The 18,532-nt window shown below is 57.8% G+C and carries 16 protein-coding genes; 10 read left to right on the top strand and 6 right to left on the bottom strand.

All coding sequences use genetic code 11. The features are described 5' to 3' along the window. Positions 1 to 45: 45 nt before the first annotated feature. From ptsG to F3J29_RS09075, 9 genes are all read left to right on the top strand, one after another. Positions 46 to 1,479, top strand: a complete 1,434-nt coding sequence (gene ptsG / locus F3J29_RS09115) for a PTS glucose transporter subunit IIBC (RefSeq protein WP_039291936.1) — start codon at positions 46 to 48, stop codon at positions 1,477 to 1,479. Between the two features lie 171 nt (positions 1,480 to 1,650). Next, positions 1,651 to 2,007: a purine nucleoside phosphoramidase gene (gene hinT, locus F3J29_RS09110; protein WP_061272656.1), complete on the top strand. Its 357-nt coding sequence runs from the start codon at positions 1,651 to 1,653 to the stop codon at positions 2,005 to 2,007. 4 nt (positions 2,008 to 2,011) lie between these two features. After that, complete coding sequence (locus F3J29_RS09105) at positions 2,012 to 2,395, top strand: YcfL family putative periplasmic lipoprotein (protein WP_166865490.1); 384 nt, start codon at positions 2,012 to 2,014, stop codon at positions 2,393 to 2,395. After that, complete coding sequence (gene lpoB / locus F3J29_RS09100) at positions 2,392 to 3,033, top strand: penicillin-binding protein activator LpoB (protein WP_166865488.1); 642 nt, start codon at positions 2,392 to 2,394, stop codon at positions 3,031 to 3,033. Before F3J29_RS09105 ends, lpoB begins: the two co-directional genes overlap by 4 nt. Continuing rightward, complete coding sequence (gene thiK / locus F3J29_RS09095; protein WP_166865486.1) at positions 3,011 to 3,871, top strand: thiamine kinase; 861 nt, start codon at positions 3,011 to 3,013, stop codon at positions 3,869 to 3,871. Before lpoB ends, thiK begins: the two co-directional genes overlap by 23 nt. Continuing rightward, positions 3,859 to 4,881: a beta-N-acetylhexosaminidase gene (gene nagZ, locus F3J29_RS09090; RefSeq protein WP_166865483.1), complete on the top strand. Its 1,023-nt coding sequence runs from the start codon at positions 3,859 to 3,861 to the stop codon at positions 4,879 to 4,881. The genes thiK and nagZ overlap by 13 nt, the downstream gene beginning before the upstream one ends. A gap of 21 nt (positions 4,882 to 4,902) precedes the next feature. Continuing rightward, the gene (gene ycfP / locus F3J29_RS09085; RefSeq protein WP_166865480.1) at positions 4,903 to 5,445 is read left to right on the top strand and encodes an alpha/beta hydrolase YcfP; all 543 of its coding nucleotides are present in this window, start codon (positions 4,903 to 4,905) and stop codon (positions 5,443 to 5,445) included. Positions 5,446 to 5,847: 402 nt separating this feature from the next. Beyond that, on the top strand, positions 5,848 to 7,152 hold the full coding sequence (locus tag F3J29_RS09080) for an NAD(P)/FAD-dependent oxidoreductase (protein WP_166865478.1): 1,305 nt from the start codon (positions 5,848 to 5,850) through the stop codon (positions 7,150 to 7,152). Positions 7,153 to 7,364: 212 nt separating this feature from the next. Further along, complete coding sequence (locus F3J29_RS09075) at positions 7,365 to 7,901, top strand: glycine zipper 2TM domain-containing protein (protein ID WP_166865475.1); 537 nt, start codon at positions 7,365 to 7,367, stop codon at positions 7,899 to 7,901. 45 nt (positions 7,902 to 7,946) lie between these two features. Here the strand turns inward: F3J29_RS09075 and F3J29_RS09070 are convergent, their stop codons facing one another. From F3J29_RS09070 to iucA, 6 genes are all read right to left on the bottom strand, one after another. Next, positions 7,947 to 8,966 carry a Gfo/Idh/MocA family oxidoreductase gene (locus tag F3J29_RS09070; protein ID WP_166865471.1) on the bottom strand — a complete coding sequence of 340 codons (1,020 nt, stop codon included), beginning with the start codon at positions 8,964 to 8,966 and terminating at the stop codon, positions 7,947 to 7,949. Positions 8,967 to 9,096: 130 nt separating this feature from the next. After that, the gene (iutA, locus tag F3J29_RS09065; protein WP_166865467.1) at positions 9,097 to 11,298 is read right to left on the bottom strand and encodes a ferric aerobactin receptor IutA; all 2,202 of its coding nucleotides are present in this window, start codon (positions 11,296 to 11,298) and stop codon (positions 9,097 to 9,099) included. Between the two features lie 122 nt (positions 11,299 to 11,420). Beyond that, on the bottom strand, positions 11,421 to 12,776 hold the full coding sequence (gene iucD, locus F3J29_RS09060) for an NADPH-dependent L-lysine N(6)-monooxygenase (RefSeq protein WP_166865464.1): 1,356 nt from the start codon (positions 12,774 to 12,776) through the stop codon (positions 11,421 to 11,423). 3 nt (positions 12,777 to 12,779) lie between these two features. Beyond that, positions 12,780 to 14,513, bottom strand: a complete 1,734-nt coding sequence (iucC, locus tag F3J29_RS09055) for an aerobactin synthase IucC (protein WP_166865460.1) — start codon at positions 14,511 to 14,513, stop codon at positions 12,780 to 12,782. After that, positions 14,513 to 15,460 carry a N(6)-hydroxylysine O-acetyltransferase gene (iucB, locus tag F3J29_RS09050; RefSeq protein ID WP_166865457.1) on the bottom strand — a complete coding sequence of 316 codons (948 nt, stop codon included), beginning with the start codon at positions 15,458 to 15,460 and terminating at the stop codon, positions 14,513 to 14,515. Before iucB ends, iucC begins: the two co-directional genes overlap by 1 nt. Further along, a complete protein-coding gene (iucA, locus tag F3J29_RS09045; protein ID WP_166866641.1) occupies positions 15,461 to 17,185 on the bottom strand; it encodes an aerobactin synthase IucA in 1,725 nt (574 codons plus the stop codon). 132 nt (positions 17,186 to 17,317) lie between these two features. Here iucA and F3J29_RS09040 point away from each other — a divergent pair, with 132 nt between their 5' ends. Beyond that, positions 17,318 to 18,529 carry an MFS transporter gene (locus F3J29_RS09040; RefSeq protein WP_008453424.1) on the top strand — a complete coding sequence of 404 codons (1,212 nt, stop codon included), beginning with the start codon at positions 17,318 to 17,320 and terminating at the stop codon, positions 18,527 to 18,529. Positions 18,530 to 18,532: the final 3 nt, after the last annotated feature.

Below are 18,532 nucleotides of genomic sequence, written 5' to 3'. Positions count from 1 at the left end.
AAATGCGTACAAAAAAAGCACAAATACTCAGGAGCACTCTCTATTATGTTTAAGAATGCATTTGCTAACCTGCAAAAGGTGGGTAAATCGCTGATGCTGCCAGTCTCCGTACTGCCTATCGCAGGTATCCTGCTGGGCGTCGGGTCTGCAAACTTCAGCTGGCTGCCGGTCGTTGTCTCTCACGTTATGGCGGAAGCGGGCGGTTCAGTCTTCGCCAACATGCCGCTTATTTTCGCTATCGGTGTGGCACTGGGCTTCACTAACAACGATGGCGTATCTGCTCTGGCGTCGGTTGTTGCCTACGGCATCATGGTGAAAACCATGGCCGTGGTCGCGCCTCTGGTCCTGCACCTGCCTGCGGAAGAAATTGCAGCTAAACACCTGGCGGATACCGGCGTGCTTGGCGGTATCATCTCCGGTGCAATTGCGGCATACATGTTCAACCGTTTCTACCGCATCAAGCTGCCTGAGTATCTGGGCTTCTTCGCCGGGAAACGCTTTGTACCGATTATCTCCGGTCTGGCGGCCATCTTCACCGGCGTAGTGCTGTCCTTCATCTGGCCACCAATCGGTACGGCTATTCAGACCTTCTCTCAGTGGGCTGCATACCAGAACCCGGTTGTTGCCTTCGGTATCTATGGCTTCATCGAGCGCTGCCTGGTACCGTTTGGTCTGCACCACATCTGGAACGTTCCATTCCAGATGCAGATCGGCGAATACACCAACGCTGCGGGCCAGGTGTTCCACGGCGACATCCCTCGCTACATGGCAGGTGACCCAACCGCGGGCAAACTGTCCGGCGGCTTCCTGTTCAAAATGTACGGCCTGCCGGCTGCGGCAATTGCTATCTGGCACTCTGCTAAACCAGAGAACCGTGCAAAAGTGGGCGGGATCATGATCTCCGCGGCACTGACTTCGTTCCTGACCGGTATCACCGAGCCAATCGAATTCTCCTTCATGTTCGTGGCGCCGATCCTGTACGTCATTCACGCGATTCTGGCTGGCCTGGCATTCCCTATCTGTATCCTGCTGGGTATGCGTGACGGGACGTCCTTCTCTCACGGTCTGATTGACTTCATCGTGCTGAGCGGTAACAGCAGCAAACTGTGGCTGTTCCCAATTGTCGGTATTTGCTACGCGATCGTGTACTACACCATCTTCCGCGTACTGATTAAGGCACTGGATCTGAAAACCCCGGGTCGTGAAGACGCCACCGCAGAAACCACCGCTGGCGCAACCAGCGAAATGGCGCCTGCTCTGGTTAGCGCGTTCGGCGGAAAAGAAAACATCACTAACCTCGACGCTTGTATCACCCGTCTGCGCGTCAGCGTGGCCGACGTGGCTAAAGTTGACCAGGCTGGCCTGAAAAAACTGGGTGCAGCAGGTGTGGTTGTCGCAGGTTCCGGCGTTCAGGCTATTTTCGGCACCAAGTCCGATAACCTGAAAACCGAAATGGATGAGTGGATCCGTAACAACTAAGTTTGTTCGGGGAGCGATAAGGGAGGCGAAAGCCTCCCTTTTTTGTTGCTGAAAAAACACGAATTTGTTTTAAAGGCCAGCACTTAACGAAAGAAAAGCGTGCAGAAGGTTGAGTCAAGTGAGCGCCTCGCTCATACTCCCAACACCGTTTTCTCTTTCAAGGAACAGCTCATGGCCGAAGAAACTATTTTCAGTAAAATTATTCGTCGTGAAATTCCGGCGGATGTGGTTTACCAGGACGAACTGGTCACCGCGTTTCGTGATATTTCCCCTCAGGCACCCACCCACATCCTCATCATTCCAAACGTACTTATCCCAACGGCCAATGACGTCAAAGCCGAACACGAGCTGGCGCTAGGGCGGATGATGACCGTTGCGGCTAAAATTGCAGAACAGGAAGGGATTGCCGCTGACGGCTACCGCCTAATCGTGAACTGCAACCGTCACGGTGGGCAAGAGGTGTACCATATTCACATGCACCTGCTGGGTGGCCGTCCGCTTGGCCCAATGCTGGCGCATAAGGACTGATCCCATGTCGCGCTTTTCCCTGAGTCTGTTAGCGATGTTGCTGGTGGCGGGCTGTAGTTCTCGCCCCGCCATTCCGGTGAACAACGACCAAACCCTGGTCATGGAATCTGCCGTGCTGGCGGCCGGGATCAGCGCGGAAAAACCGGATATCTCTCAGCAGAATGGTGCCACGGTGGCCGAATCCTCGCTGTATAATGAGCAGCATAAGCCGGTCACGCTGTACTACCGTTTCTACTGGTACGACAAAAAAGGGCTGGAAATCCACCCTCTTGAGAAAGAGCGTACCGTTACCCTCCCGGGGCAGTCTTCGCAGCGCATTGACTCGACTGCAGCCTGGCCGGGAGCCAAAAAAGTACGTCTTTCTCTCTCTGTAAGGAGCGAATTTTGATTAGGGGACTTCATCGTTATCTGGCCGTCACTGCGGTGGCGCTGATCCTGACCGGATGTATTAATCGCGGCGAACAGCCTGCCCCGGTGGAGGAAGCTAAGCCTGGCGTAGAGCAGCCTGCACAGCCGGAGCCTACCGTGCCAACGGTTCCGACCGTGCCGACACAGCCAGGCCCTGTGGAACAACCAGAGCCCACTATTCCGGCGCAGCCTAAGGTTCGCACCTACGACTGGAATAGCGCCATGCAGCCTATGGTTGGCAAAATGCTGCAGGCTGATGGCGTGACTGCGGGCAGCGTGTTACTGGTGGACAGCGTCAATAACCGCACCAACGGTAGCCTGCAAACCAGCAGCGCGACGGAAGCCTTGCGCGGTGCGCTGGCTAACAACAACAAGTTCACGCTGGTCTCCGCCCAGCAGCTCTCTATGGCTAAGCAGCAGCTTGGGCTCTCCCCACAGGACAGCTTAGGCACGCGAAGCAAAGCGATTGGCATTGCGCGTAACACCGGCGCCCAGTACGTGCTTTACACCAACGCCAGCGGCAACGTGAACACGCCCACGCTGAAAATGCAGCTGATGCTGGTGCAAACCGGCGAAATCATTTGGTCGGGTAGCGGTGCTGTTCAGCAAACCAACTAAAGCATCGCTCGATGCGGCAGTGACTCGATATCTTCCGGCGGCTCAGGCCGCCGGTTGCGTTTCTGCGCTTGAGGGACTGAGTGGGACAAGCTATCGCGTGGAGACACGGGCAGGCAGCTTTACGGCAAGAAAGCTGCCCGAACAGCGCTTACCGGGGATTTCCCTTCGGCGGCATCATCGCGCCCTCAGGCAGTTGCCTGCCGGCATCGCGCCCGAGCCCTGGTGTCTGGCGGAAGGCTGGCTGTTCACCCGCTGGCTTGACGGCGAGGTTTTGCCGAACCTGGCCCCGCTCACTGAATTAACGGGCTTATTGTATTATCTTCACCGGCAGAAACCGTTCGGCTGGCGCATCAGTCTGGCCCCGCTGCTTGAGTTTTACTGGCAGGAAAGCGACCCGAACAGGCGAACCCTGGCCTGGCTGCGTGAATTAAAGCGCCTTAAGCGGCGAAAGGAGCCCAGACCGCTGCGGCTGGCTCCTCTGCATATGGATGTTCACGCTGGCAATCTGGTGCGGCAACCAGGCAATCGCCTGGGGCTTATCGACTGGGAATACGCCGGAGACGGCGATATTGCGCTGGAGCTGGCCGCTGTGCTGGCTGCGAATGCCGTCGACAGCGAAGCGCTGCTGGCACTGTATGCTGCCCAGGCTTCGCTTAACCTCGACGCCCTGCGTCGCCAGGTAGCGCGCTGGCGGCCGTGGATAACGTTACTTATGGCGTCCTGGTACGAATGCCGCTGGCGGCAAACCGGGGAGCAACATTTTATTACGCTGGCAGACGACGCATGGCGCGCGCTGCGGGCGAGCAAACATCAGGAGAGAGTATTGTGGGCCCAGTAATGTTGGATGTGGCCGGCTTCGAGCTGGATGCGGAAGAGCGTGAAATTTTGCAGCACCCGCTGGTGGGTGGTTTGATTCTGTTTACCCGCAACTACCATGACCCGGAGCAGCTTCGTGAACTGGTGCGCCAGATCCGTGAGGCTTCGCGCCATCGTCTGGTTGTTGCCGTCGATCAGGAAGGCGGTCGCGTGCAGCGCTTCCGCGAAGGTTTTACCCGTCTGCCCGCGGCACAATCTTTTGCGGCACTCCGTGGCCTGGAAGAGGGCGGTAAACTGGCGGCAGAGGCGGGCTGGCTGATGGCGAGCGAAATGATCGCCATGGATATCGACATCAGCTTTGCGCCGGTGCTGGATATCGGGCATATCAGCGCGGCCATCGGGGAACGTTCTTACCATGAAGATCCGGCCAAAGCGCTGGAGATGGCCACGCATTTTATCGACGGGATGCATGCTGCTGGCATGAAAACCACCGGCAAACACTTCCCGGGCCACGGGGCGGTCACCGCCGATTCCCACAAAGAAACGCCGCACGATCCGCGCCCGAAGGCGCAAATCCGCGAGCATGACATGCGCATTTTTGCCTCGCTGATTCGCGAGAATAAGCTGGATGCCATCATGCCTGCCCACGTTATCTATGATGAAGTCGATCCACGTCCAGCGAGCGGCTCGGAGTATTGGCTAAAAACGGTTCTGCGCGGCGAGCTGGGCTTTAATGGCGTGATTTTCTCCGATGATTTGTCGATGGAAGGCGCGGCTATCATGGGCAGCTATGCCGAACGCGGTCAGGCATCGCTGGACGCCGGTTGCGATATGATTCTCGTCTGCAATAATCGTAAAGGGGCGGTGAGCGTGCTGGATAACCTGTCACCGGTCAAAGCAGAACGTGTTACAGGTTTGTATCATAAAGGGTCATTTACCCGCGATGAGCTGCGTTCATCCGACCGCTGGAAACAGGTGAACCAGCAGCTGGAAGCGCTGCACGAGCAATGGCAGGCGCATAAAGCGGGCTAATATTCAGGTGGTGAGGATGCGATGATTATTTATTTGCACGGTTTTGACTCAAACAGCCCCGGTAACCATGAAAAAGTGCTGCAGCTTCAGTTTATCGATCCCGATGTCCGGCTGATTAGCTACAGCACGCTGCATCCGAAGCACGACATGCAGCATCTGCTGAAGGAAGTCGACAAGATGCAGCAGCTTACCGACGACGAGCGCCCTTTAATTTGCGGCGTGGGTCTCGGCGGATTCTGGGCGGAGCGCATTGGTTTTCTCTGCGATATGCGGCAGGTTATTTTTAACCCGAATCTCTATCCTCATGAAAACATGGAAGGGAAGATAGACAGGCCGGAAGAGTACGCGGACATCACCACCAAGTGCGTGCCAAACTTCCGTGAGAAGAACCGCGATCGCTGCCTGGCTATTCTCTCGCGCAACGACGAAGCGCTGGACAACCGGCGCACGGCAGAAGCGCTGCACCACTACTATGAAATCGTCTGGGACGAACAGCAAACCCACAAATTCAAAAATATCTCCCCGCATTTGCAACGCATGAAAGCCTTTAAAACCCTGGGCTAAATTTTCCCGTCATACTTCAAGCCGCAGGTGTGTTGGCTGCACCTGCTATTCGGCTCATCCATGAGCCTCACCCTAAAGGGCCGCTGCGAGCAGCGTTCAAACCTATTCCCGACAGATTTGTCACCCCAGTCACATAGTTAGCTATGCTCCTGGGGTTTCTCAGCTTTGCCGCCGTCCTGCAACTCGAATTATTTAGGGAAAATGTCATGGTCAGCCTCGCGCTGGCCTTTTTGTTTATCTTTTCGGCATAAAAATTGATGTACATCAATTTTGGTATGACCAATGCACCCTTCATGTTATTCTCGATAAACTCTGGCGGTAAACGTGCAGTAACCCTTTGTTAATTAAAGGTTATTTAGATAACTTTTAATTAACAATTGGTTAATATTTTAGGGGGTCAAGTTGACTACACCATTGAAAAAAATAGTGATTGTCGGCGGCGGCGCTGGTGGTCTGGAGCTGGCGACTCAGTTAGGTAAAAAACTGGGGCGCGGGAAAAAAGCCAAAATTACGCTCGTCGATCGTAACCACAGCCACCTGTGGAAACCGCTGCTGCATGAAGTGGCCACCGGCTCGCTGGATGAAGGCGTGGATGCGCTGAGCTACCTGGCCCACGCGCGCAATCATCATTTCCAGTTCCAGCTGGGTTCCGTGGTGGACATTAACCGCGAAAGCAAAACGCTGACCATCGCCGAGCTGCGCGATGAGAAGGGCGAGCTGCTGGTACCGGAGCGCAAGCTGCCATACGACACGCTGGTGATGGCGCTGGGGAGCACCTCCAACGACTTCAACACCCCGGGCGTGAAAGAAAACTGCATCTTCCTCGACAACCCGCACCAGGCGCGCCGTTTCCATGCTGAGATGCTGAACCTGTTCCTGAAATACTCCGCCAACCTGGGCGCGAGTGGAAAAGTTAACATTGCTATCGTTGGCGGCGGCGCGACGGGCGTTGAGCTGTCTGCGGAGCTGCATAACGCCGTTAAGCAACTGCACAGCTACGGCTACAAAGGGCTGACCAACGAAGCGCTAAACGTCACGCTGGTGGAAGCCGGGGAACGCATTCTGCCTGCGCTACCGCCGCGTATTTCTGCCGCCGCGCACAGCGAACTGACTAAGCTTGGCGTTCGCGTGCTGACGCAAACCATGGTGACCAGCGCCGAAGCGAATGGCCTGAATACCAAAGATGGCGAGTTTATTGAAGCGGATCTGATGGTCTGGGCGGCGGGCATTAAAGCGCCTGACTTCATGAAAGACATCGGCGGCCTTGAAACTAACCGCATTAACCAGCTGGTGGTTGAGCCAACGCTGCAGACCACGCGTGACCCGGATATCTACGCCATCGGCGACTGTGCATCTTGCGCTCGCCCGGAAGGTGGTTTCGTGCCGCCGCGCGCTCAGGCCGCGCACCAGATGGCTTCTCGCGCGCTGACTAACATCCTTGCGCAGATGAAAGGGCAGCCGCTCAAAGCTTACAGCTATAAAGATCACGGCTCGCTGGTTTCGTTGTCCAAATTCTCCACCGTGGGCAGCCTGATGGGTAACCTGATGCGCGGCTCGATGATGGTTGAAGGCCGCATCGCCCGCTTTGTGTACATCTCCCTGTACCGTATGCACCAGATTGCGCTGCACGGTTATTTCAAAACCGGCCTGATGATGCTGGTGGGCAGCATCAACCGCGTGATCCGTCCACGCCTGAAGCTGCACTAAGTTCTATTTCCCTCCAAAACCCGGCCATCGTGCCGGGTTTTTTATTGCCGGTACGCAGCATAACATTCGGTATATTCCTGGCTGGATGCTCGGAGTTGTCTTAAACACGCGCTTTCGCCGCACGATCCCGCACTTTTGATCCGTTGTCTGATTTCTCAATGTTGTCACTGAGGTGCAAAATTAGGTTAACAACAAGGTCAGGAGGATGTCCTGTGAATAAATCAATGTTAGCGGGTATAGGTATTGGCGTGGCCGCTGCGCTGGGCGTGGCTGCGGTAGCCAGTTTGAACGTGTTTGACCGTGGTCCCCAGTATGCACAGGTGGTGTCAGCGACGCCAATCAAGGAAACGGTTAAAACGCCGCGACAGGAGTGCCGCAACGTGGCCGTGACGCACCGCAAACCTGTTCAGGATGAGAACCGCATTTTAGGTTCCGCTCTGGGCGCGGTAGCCGGAGGCGTGCTTGGCCACCAGTTTGGCGGTGGGCGCGGGAAGGATGTTGCCACGGTAGTGGGCGCGCTGGGCGGCGGTTATGCCGGGAACCAGGTGCAGGGCGCAATGCAGGATGGTGACACCTACACCACCACCCAGCAGCGCTGTAAGACCGTGTACGACAAATCAGAAAAAATGCTCGGCTATGATGTGACCTACAAAATCGGCGATCAGCAGGGCAAAATTCGTATGGATAAAGATCCCGGCACCCAGATCCCGCTGGACAGCAAAGGCCAGCTGGTGCTCAACAAAGCCTGATATCGAGCCTGAAAATAAACCCGCCCTCCGGCGGGTTTTGCGTTTTTAGTGCTCCCCGCGCAGCGTTTGCTGCAGCGTCAATAAGGCCCTGACTTCCTGAATTCTGCGGCGGGTTAAGGCAGGAATCGCCTCTGGAGCCTGCTCAAACAGCGTTTTACCGGCAAAAATAACCTCTCCGAGACAGCGGTCGTACAGCGGCCCGCTGATATCCCGTTTTACCTCGTCGTCAATGCTCAGGGTTTCATCCGCTCCGCGTCTGTCGACGGCAATCACTCTGCCATCCTTCAGCACGATATTGATGCCTTTTTGCCCCCCGGCCGGTCCGGCATATTTGTTCAGCTGCAGCACGCAGGGGATGCCGCCCATCTCCCCGCGCAGCAGCGCCTGGCCTTCTGCCGTGGTGACATCGCCGGGCAAAATGTTGTTGCCGAGCCGGTCTTTGGCCAGCAGCAACTCAAGATTCAGCGTTTCGTCAGCGCCCGCCTGCACCAGCGTTTCCCGCATCATCGCCAGCACATGCGTACCGATATCCACGATAACGCCGTCCGGGTGGCGCAGTTTGCGAGTGTCGGGCTCGCCGGTGGCAAAATTCAGCGCAATGGGCTCTCCGGCGGCATTAAACTCGCTGGGTTCCAGCAGGAATCCTTCGATACGGTCGATATCGTCGAGGCGGTCGATAAAACGTGCCGCATCGGTTCTCACCATCCAGTGATCCAGGGCCAGCACTCGCGCGGCAATAGCCGGGTCAGTTAACAGCGATGTCAGTTCGTCGAGCTGCTGCAGCGTTGCCGCGATGGGTTTTTCCACCACAACAGGCAGCGAACTTTGCTGTAGAACCTGCTTCAGCATCGGCCAATGCTGGAGTGATGAAGTGGTGATAAACACCATATCAAGCGGCAGCGCCAGAAGCTGGCTTAGGGAGGGGAGAAGCGTGATGGCATCAGAGCGGTAGCGCGGGGCGGGATCAAACCCGTAGCAAACCACATCGCGCCGGGAAAGCCGCTGAATTGCCGGCAGGTAAGCCGTTTCTATCACGCTACCCACGCCAATAAACCCAATTTGCATATCGTCTCCGGTCATAGGGGAGGAAAATATCCCTTATTTTTAAAAGACTATTTTGCGCGGGTCGAGGGATAAACTGTTAGGAAGGGTAAGCGTGTGAACTTGCCCGGCAACAGCCGGGCAAGGAAGAGGCTTAGAACAGCACGGAGTAGTTCATACCGAAGGTGCGGCCGCGGCCTTTGTAGTCATACAGCGAAGCAGGACCGTAGCCCGGGCTGTAGTACAACGGCGCACGCTGGCCCCAAACGGTGGTGTAATCACGGTCAAAGACGTTTTCTACGCTGAAGCTGAGTTTACCTACCGGAAGCTCGTAGCTGCCCAGCAAATCAACAGTGGTGTAACCGTCGATGCTGTAGCCTGCCGCGTCGCTCACGTTAAACGACGTTGTGCTCTGCACGCGAAGGCTCCACGGATCCGGCGCCCAGCCAATATAGGCGGTCGCTTTCGACGGGCTGGCGACCTTCACATCATATTTCTGCCAGCTGCCGTTAACTTTGGATTCCGTTTTCAGAACGTTGAAGTTAGCACCGGTGCTCCAGTTGGTGTCCGGAATAAAGTAGTCCACTGCGCCTTCCACACCGTAAATGCGGCGCTTGTCATCAACGACGCTGATGGTCAGGTCTTTATTCGCCAGCACGCTCTTATCGGACAGCGAGTAGTAGGCGGCAATCTGCGTGCGCAGGCTGTCGCCGGTGTAGCGCCAGCCCAGTTCGTAGGAATCAACCTTCACGCCCTGCAGCTTGCTCGCGCCCACGTTAACGCTGTTGGTCAGCGGCAGGTGGCCGTTCACCGCCGCGCCGTAGGTGCCACGGCCGTAGTATTTACCCGGATCCGGCAACTCTACGCCCTGGGAGAAGTTCAGCCAGGCCTGTTGGCGCTCGGTGATGTGCATCAGCAGGCCGGCGTTGAACAGGAAGTTGTCGTAGTCGGTGGAGCCGCCAGGAATGGCGTCAGCAGATTTTGCCGTGCCGGCCGCAATTTGCTGCTGCTGCGCGTAGCCGATGAAATCATCGATCTTGTTCTCGGTGTACTGGTAACGCACGCCGCCGCTCAGGGTAAAGATCTCGTTGATGTCATAGCTGGACTGCAGGAAAGCGGCCATGTTGCTGATGTCATACGCCGGGTAACGCCCGGTGGTATATATCTTCTGGTTGTTCAGTCCGCCGGAGGCGCTGGCCTTAGCCAGATCGAAGAACATCTGATTGGAGGTGAAGCGTTCGTGGTCTGCGTCCAGGCCGTAGGTCAGCTGCCAGCCGTCGAGCGGCTTGCTGTTCAGCGTCAGCTTCGCGCCGTACTGATTAGTATCCTGCTGGGAAGAGGAGAACGCGGTCGCTTTTTTGCTCGCGTTTACCGTCGGGAACGGATAGAACAGCAGCGATTCATCGCGGTAGTAAACCTGGCCCACCAGCTCCTGACCGAGGAAGTCGCTGTTGGAATACTGCATGCTGATCAGGTGGCGCTCTGTGCCCGGAACACGGTCAGAGTTCAGTCCTTTGCTCACGTACGGGCTGCTTGTCCCGCTGATGGCAGAGAAGTTTTTCCCGAGGTTCAGGCCGTAGTCGTCATCGCCCTTACTTTTGTAATACTGGGTAACGAGCTGCAGCTGCTGGTTTTCATCGATATTCAGCGTGCCGGTACCCATCACGTCCAGGCGGTCGGAATACTGTAACCCGGTCTGGGTGTTGTCGAGCAGGGTGGCATCGCCGTTGCCGTCAAACCAGCCGCCGAATTTTTGATAGGCAATCGAGGCGCGGCCAGAAATATGGTCGTTCCCGCCGGAGATGGCGCTGGCGACGCGCTCATCGTGATCTTTGCTGCTGTTAAAGCCGCTCTTGATCCCGGTCTCGAACTCTACCTGCGTATCCTTTTGGCCTTTTTTGGTCACGATGTTGATAAGCCCCCCGGTACTGCCGCCGCCGTACAGGGCGGTGGCGCCGGAAATGACTTCGATATGATCGATATTGAACGGATCGATAGAGTCCAGCTGGCGGCTGTCGGTACGGGAAGAGTTAAGGCGCACGCCGTCAACGAGCACCACCAGCGGGCGACCACGGACGTTCATGCCGTAGTTGGTGCGGCTCTGGCTGCTGACGTCGAGGCCGGGGATCAGCTGGGCGAGAGCGTCTTTAAACTCTTTGCCGCCCTGGATCTGCTGCTCCAGTTCGGCTTTCTCGATCACCCAGGTGGTTTGGGCCATTTCGGCGACGGTGCGGTTGCTGCGGTTGGCGGAAACCACCATCGTCTCGTCATTGGTTTGCTGTGCCACTGCCGGCGCCATCATGGCGAGCAGTAATGGATTGAGCGCCCAAAGCGTATGCTTTTTGGTTATCATCATTGTTCCTTCATACGGGCTGACAAACATCGGCCCAAATATGCTGTGTCCTCGTCATTCTTCAACGTGACGCGGGGTTAACGGTTACCCCCGTCCCGCAGCGACCTGCGTTCCGGGGGATAAACTCAGTTAGCGCCGGGCTGCATTTCGAATGATTTTGAGGAGTAGTGAGTTAAGGACGCAGCGGACTGCTGCGGTTTTTCCCGGCTGCCGCTGCGCCATTGAATCAGCGCGGGCGGCGTACTGAGATCGAACAAATCACGCCCCAGCGCGCGATTCAGAATTTTGGCGGACCGCCACGCCATCAGGCTCAGCTGCGGCTCGGCAATGCCGTGGGTTTGCATACTGGCATTGACCGCGAAGATGTTATTTCCGGCCGGGCCATTCCACTCCAGCGTAAAGTCATCGCGCACTTTGAAGTTGCACTCATCCAGCATCGTCATGCGTGGCATTAGCGGCGAAAGCATTTGCGGTAGCGTTGGGCGGTAACCGGTGGCGAAAATCACCACGTCGCTGTCCAGCGTGTCATAGCCCTTGTCCAGATGGTGCTCCAGCAGCAGTTGCCAGCCCTGGCCACGGGTTTCAAGACCGGTGACCGAGCGGCTTGGTAGCAGGCGCGCATTGCGCGGCAGTCCCAGTACCTCAAAGCGGTGATACAGCTCGCGGTAGATGGTCAGCAGCGAATCAGCGGTAATGCCGTCGGAGGTCATCTTCTGCTCATCGAGCATTTTCTGCCGCGCGTCTTCATTCAGGCCAACGAAGCCGGTGACGTATTCTGGCGTGAAGTATTCGTTGGCAAACGCGGCTTCATCCAGCGCGTTAAAGTTATTCCGGCGTGAAACCCAGTTCACTTCGGCAACTTCGCCCCAGGCGCCACGGAACGCATTCAGAAACAGGTCGGCGCCGCTTTGCCCGCCGCCAACAACCGTGACGCGTTTCCCGGTCAGATTCGGCAGGCGCAGGCTCATTTCGCTGGCGTGGAAGCAGGTCGGCGTGGCGGTTTTCACGCACGGCGGCAGGTGAGGCTGTTTGCCAATCCCGAGGCAAATGTTGCGCGCCAGCGTTTCCCCCTGGCCGGTTTGCACCACAAACAGTTTGCGCTGCTCGTCGAAATCAACGCGCTCAACCGTCTGGTTAAACTTCAGGTTATTCATGCCCTCTGCGGCCCAGCGCAGGTAGTCCGAAAACTCATCGCGCGAGACGGTGCGCAGTTCGGTAGTCAGAAAGCGGTAGAATTTTTTACGTTTCACCAGGTAGTTCACAAAGCTGAACGGGCTGGTGGGGGCCACGGCGCTGACCAGGTCTTTCAGGAACATGGTCTGCATGTGGCAGTCCGGCACTAACATGCCTGGGTGCCACGCAAAGTCAGGGCGGCTGTCAAAGAACTGGCTGCTAAATCCCTCTGCTTCGTGAGACAACGCCGCAATGCTCAGGTTAAACGGGCCGATACCTACGCCAATAAAATCAACAGTGTTTGTCATAATTCAATCCCTGGTTACCAGCCACAGCGGGTTTTGCAGATCCTCAAGGTAATTCGGCAGCATGCGGCTGCCGCCGTCCTGGTCAGGCCAGGTCAGTTTTACCGGGTTCAGCACAACGCGGATGATTTGTGGCTTAAAGAGTGAGAAAAGCGCAAAACGCGCCGACATTTGCGGGTGTTCCTGCATGTAATCACTCAACACTGCGGCCAGCAGCTGATAAAAGCGTCTCTCCGGCACGCCAAGGCGGGCCATGAGCGGCGAAACAAAACGCAACACCGTCACAAAATGGCCGGTCTGCAAATCATGAATTAAATAGTCGGCGCTCAGGCGGGCGGTCACGTCCCGCACTTCCTGAGGCAGGGAGTCCATCTCCGGGAACTCATCCTTCACCAGACGCATATCGCCCTGAAAATCTTTCAGCAGAACGCGCTGCGGCACGCCGTCTTTCATCGCGAGCGTAATATTTTGTCCGTGGGCGATCAGCGCCACGCCGTAGCGGCAGAGCAGGTGATACAGCGGCACCACCACCGCACGGAACATTTGTGTCAGCCAGGCTTCTGCGTCGAGGCCCGAGCGGGCGATATAGGCCCCAATCAGCGGCTGATTGTTTTCGTCGCACTCCATCAGGGTCGCCATCAGAATTGGCGTCTCGTCGGGTTTCAGCCAGCGGATAGGGTTCTCGCGCCAGATAACGCCCAGCATCTCCTGGTAGCGATAGGGCGCCTGAGCCAGCGCGGCATAGCCTTCATGGGAAACATAGCCGGCAGCCGGTTCGCCGAGGATCACCGCCCCGGTTTTCACCAGCGTGCTGTCGGTAGCGAAGACGTTCTGCAGCCAGCGGGAAGCCAGCGGCCCGGCGGCAATGTACTTGCCCGGAATACCGCGGTAGCAGGAGGTGTTGTAAATTGTCAGCGGCAGCTTGATGTCTAACCCGCCCGGGCGGCTGGCGTTGGTCAGGGTGCGCAGCGACTGCTGGGCCAGCCACTGGTCGCCAAATTCGCCCAGAGAAACTATCTTGCCTTCGGCGAGATCGGCCACGAAATCCAGCGCAATTTTCTGCTGCCACTGCCACGGATGTACCGGCAGCGGCAGCCAGTTGTCATCCAGGCCATTGTTCTGCCACGCCTGAGCAAAGCGGGCCAGCTCCTGCTCGTCCATCGCGGCGGCGATAAGCTGCTGAATATCCAGCTCGCTGTCGCAGCGCCAGACCATATGCTCGCGTTTGACCGCCAGCCAGTGCAGACGGAAGGTATTAGCATACTCCGGCGCATAGCGCTCCAGCGCCTCTTTGCCCCAGCCGCGACGCCCTTTGTTGAAGGCGAACTTCGGGTGGCCGCTCAGCAGGCACTGCAGGCGGTCAGCGTCGAGATCGATCAGGCTCTCAGCGCTCATGCCGCGGCGCGCGTTCAGCAGTTGCAGGTCGCCCAGCAGCGTGGCGTAGAGATCCTGCATATGTTCGGCCACGGTAGCGTCGCTCATCGACAGCACCGGCTTGAGCTGCATGAGCAGCGTCTGCGCTAGCACAGGCTCGTCGGCACAGCGCAGCGTCTGCGCGTCTACCCACAGCCAGCCCCAGATACCGCGCTCGGCGTTAAAATGCCACTCGGCCCCGGCTAAGCTGATGCAGTAGCGATTGTCACCCAACGATTCGGCCTGAAAAACCTGCTCGTACTCCAGCTCAGCCAGCATTTTGGCCACCAGCTGGCGGTTAACGAAATCCCAGTCCTTGCGATTCATTACAGGCCTACCTCGCTAAAGAAGTTGTGGCGGTCCGCCATGACCAGGCGTGAACGCTTGTGCGGGAAGTCAAATTCCTTGCGCGTCACATAGCCCGCAGGCTCCAGATGCTTGAACAGGCGCTGGTTGTCGGCGCGCGGCTCCAGCACGGTGCGCTGCGTGCGCGGATCGTCCAGCAGAAGGTAGTGGGTTAAGCCACGCAGCCAGCTTTGTACATAGTGCGCGCCGCGCCACTGCTGCTCGCCCACCAGCAGATGCAGGCCGCGATCAAACGGCTGCCACGGGTAATGGCGGCCGATGCGATCTTCCGCTGCCCAGTAAATTTCGAAGTAGCTGAACGGCTGGTCGTCAAAGCAGCCGATCAGCGGAAACGCATGTTTTCCGGTGAGCTGGCGCTCCAGATACGCGGTTTGTACCTCCCGCGAGCCGCTTTGCTCCCAGAAATAGTCCACGCGCGGATCGTTCATCCAGCGGGTAAAACGTTCTGCGTCCAACGCCGGATCGGCCACGCGGAAACTCAGCGTTTTGCGAACGCGCGGATCGTAGCGGCGGTAAACTTCCCCGGACGGGCGGGCAGGGCGCAGCGGGTAATAGATCTCGCGCTCAGCGTCAAATACCATTTCGCCGGAAGCATGCTTCGCCGGAGCGCTGAGCCACAGCGGTTGCTGCCAGAAGGTTGCGCGGTGAACGATGTCGCTTTTCAGCAGATCGAACAGCACCAGCGCCTGCGGTTCTTCCCGCCATTCGGCGTAAGGCAGCACGATGGAAGTAAGCTGCGGCGCCGCGACGAACATCTGATCCAGCGCATCGCGCAGCCAGCCTGCAGGCAGTTCGCCCGGCCAGTGCAGGACCGCGCCGCCGTCCTGGCCCCAGCTCAGATTCAGAGGCTTATTGAGCTTTTCACAGCGCAGCCCGTGGCCGCCGTGAACAATAGATGCCTGAAACATTCAGCCCTCCTGAGCCAGCAGCGGGTTTACAAAGTCGAAGTAAATCACCGAAGGATCGATGATGGTGTTTTCGTTATGGTCGTGCAGGTAGCAGAAGAAGTTCCCCTTCACGTTCCAGTGCGGGCTTTCCAGCACGTAGTCGAGGCAGGTTTTATGCGTCACCTCGTCACGCACGGCGCTAAGCGCGCTGCGTACACGGCTCATCAGGTTCACTTCGCTATCCAGCCCCGCAGCACCCAGCGCGGCGGTCACGGCGAAGGTCGAATTGACCAGCAGGTAGTAAGGGAAGTAGCGCAGCAGCTGTTCGCGGGTGAAGACGTTTTCCGCCTGCGCTTCGCCAATCATGTCGAGCCAGCCTGCGGCATGTGGCATAAAAGCGCTGCCCTGGCAGTCGCGGTAGATAAGCCCGACCGGCAGATCCTGCTGCATCTCCACCAGAATATTTTGCTGGTGAGCGAGGAGAACCAGGCCGTAATCCGCTTCGGCGGTAAACAGCGGCTTCAGCACCTGCTGGCAATAGGCGTCGACCCAGGCGTGTGCAGCCTGTTTCGGCGTGATCCTAAGGCGAGAGCTCAGGCGGTTCACGGCGGCAACCAGCAGGGAATCTCCGCCGTCCGGGGCTGACTGGGTCAGGGAAACCAGGACGTTAGTCTGGCTCTGCGGCTGCTCAACCAGCAGGTTTTCGCGCAGGGCAAACAGGCTTTCTTCCATGATGTTGCCGTGGAGATCGCGCAGTCCGGCCCAGCCGTCTTCCTGCATCACGCGGAAGGTCGGGAAGCGGGCCTGCAGCGTTTGCCAGCGGTCAGTTTGCGCCAGACGCGCAAGGCGCATACCGCGTTTAACTTCTTTCACCGACAGCGTACGCACGGAGTTGGTCAGTCGCACGCTCAGGGAGAATTTGATCATGTCGCGGCTGGTGGCGCAGTAGAGCGAGCGCGATGACGTGGTCGGCAGCCAAGGGGCTCCGGCCTCGCCCAAATCTTTTACCAAACCTTTGGCGACCAGCTGCTGGCACCAGTCCTGCTCCAGCAGATAGCCGGCCTGCCACGGATGCAGCGGGAACAGCCATTGATTGTCGCTGAGCTCGCTCAGCAGCTGCGGCGCATTTTCAGCCGCAAAGCGCGTCAGGCGCTGCTGAAGATTGAGATGCAGGCTTTCACCCGCCAGATAGCCTTTATCTACGGCAAACCAGCGCAGCGGGAAATGCGGGGCGAAGTCAGGCAGGTAGCGCTCGGCTTCCTGCTGGTTAAACGGTTCGTGGGATTTCGGCGCCGGGTGGAAGGCGTGTCCCACCAGCAATGCCTGCTCGGCTTCGCCAAAATTCAGCGCTTTTTCGCGCAGCCCGTTCCAGTCATGACGGGCTTCAATCGCCTGCTGCGTGTGGGCATGGCTTTCCATTACGCGCTGATAAAACGCTTCGCAGCCGGTGGCCGGCAGCATCTGCTGGTGCTGAAGCTTGTCGACAATCAGCTGGGAAAGGGTGGCGAAGTCAATTGGCTGGCTGCCGGTGGCAGTGACCAGACGCGCCGGGAATTCGAAGCGGTGATGCTGGGTGGGAGAGAAATAGGCCACTTTGAAGTAGAGCGCCTGCTGTTCCCCCAGGGGGATAATGAGTTCGGCTGGGTGGCTGTCGGTCAGTCGCCAGTCGCTGGTTTCACGGACAAGGGAATTGAGAAAGCACTGTGCGGCCACATCCCAGGCCAGAGTTTTATTTGGCAAAGTCATCATCAAACAGTTTCCACGCGTTATGATAATGCGAATTCTGCCGATAACGTTTCTCATTATCAATAACAATTGTTAGAATAGATAAAATTAATTTTACAAATACGCACAATAACCACACGGGTTAGTAACATTTTGACATCGCTTGAACTGGCGGATTCGCCGCAAAAATCCCTTTCCTGTTGGCCACTTGCGCTGAGCGCCGGGCTACTTGGCGTCGGGCAAAACGGCCTGCTGGTCGCGATCCCGGTGCTGGTGATGCAGACACATCTGAGCCTGTCCGTCTGGGCGGCATTGCTAACGCTTGGGTCGATGCTGTTTTTACCGTCCTCGCCGTGGTGGGGGAAACAGATCGCGCGCCTCGGCAGTAAGCCCGTGGTGCTCTGGGCGCTGGGAGGCTATGGCGCGAGCTTTATGCTGCTCGGACTTGGCTGCCTGCTGCTGGCCACGGATGCGGTCGCGGGTTACGTCGGATTGGGCATATTGATTGTGGCGCGGATTATCTACGGTTTGACCGTCTCGGCGATGGTTCCGGCCTGCCAGGTCTGGGCGCTACAGCGTGCCGGGGAAGGAAAGCGCATGGCGGCGCTGGCCACAATCAGCTCCGGGCTGAGCAGCGGGCGCTTGTTTGGCCCGCTTTGCGCCGCCGGCATGCTGGCGATTCATCCGCTTGCGCCGTTGGGACTTCTGATGGTGGCTCCGCTGCTGGCGCTGGTGATGCTGTTACGTTTGCCGGGCACGCCGCCGCAGCCTGCAGCCGAACGTAAAAGTGCTCGTCTTCGGCCCGATTGCCTGCCTTATCTGCTGTGTGCCTTGCTACTTTCGGCCTCGGTCAGCCTGATGCAACTGGGTCTCTCTCCGGCGCTTGGCCGCCAGTTTGCCACGGATACCGCCGCAATTAGCCATCAGGTTGCCTGGCTGCTGAGCCTGGCCGCGGTGGCTTCGCTCTCCGCACAGTTTGGCATTCTGCGGCCACAGCGCCTGAAGCCGATGGCGCTCCTGCTGAGCGCCGGGCTGCTGATGATCGTCGGCCTGGCGATGATGATTTCCGTGCAGCTGTGGCTGTTTTACGTCGGCTGCGCGGTACTGTCGTTCGGGGCTGCGCTCGCGACTCCGGCCTATCAGCTGCTGCTAAACGACAAGCTCGCCGATGGCGCAGGGGCCGGCTGGGTGGCGACCAGCCACACTCTGGGCTACGGACTTTGCGCCATGCTGGTGCCGCTGGTATCAAAAACGGGCGCCGAGGCAGCGCTGATTATGGTGGCCTTTTTAGCCGCCGTGTTATTTACCGTGGTGTCCGGCGTTATCTGGCGCAGCCGCCACCGTTCACGTCATTCTGCAATTTAAGCG

Origin of the sequence: Enterobacter sp. Cy-643 (genome assembly GCF_011752815.1) — a bacterium.
Lineage (GTDB): Bacteria > Pseudomonadota > Gammaproteobacteria > Enterobacterales > Enterobacteriaceae > Cedecea.
The sequence above is the reverse complement of the archived record's forward strand: the minus strand, read 5'-3'. Positions and strand labels throughout refer to the sequence as shown.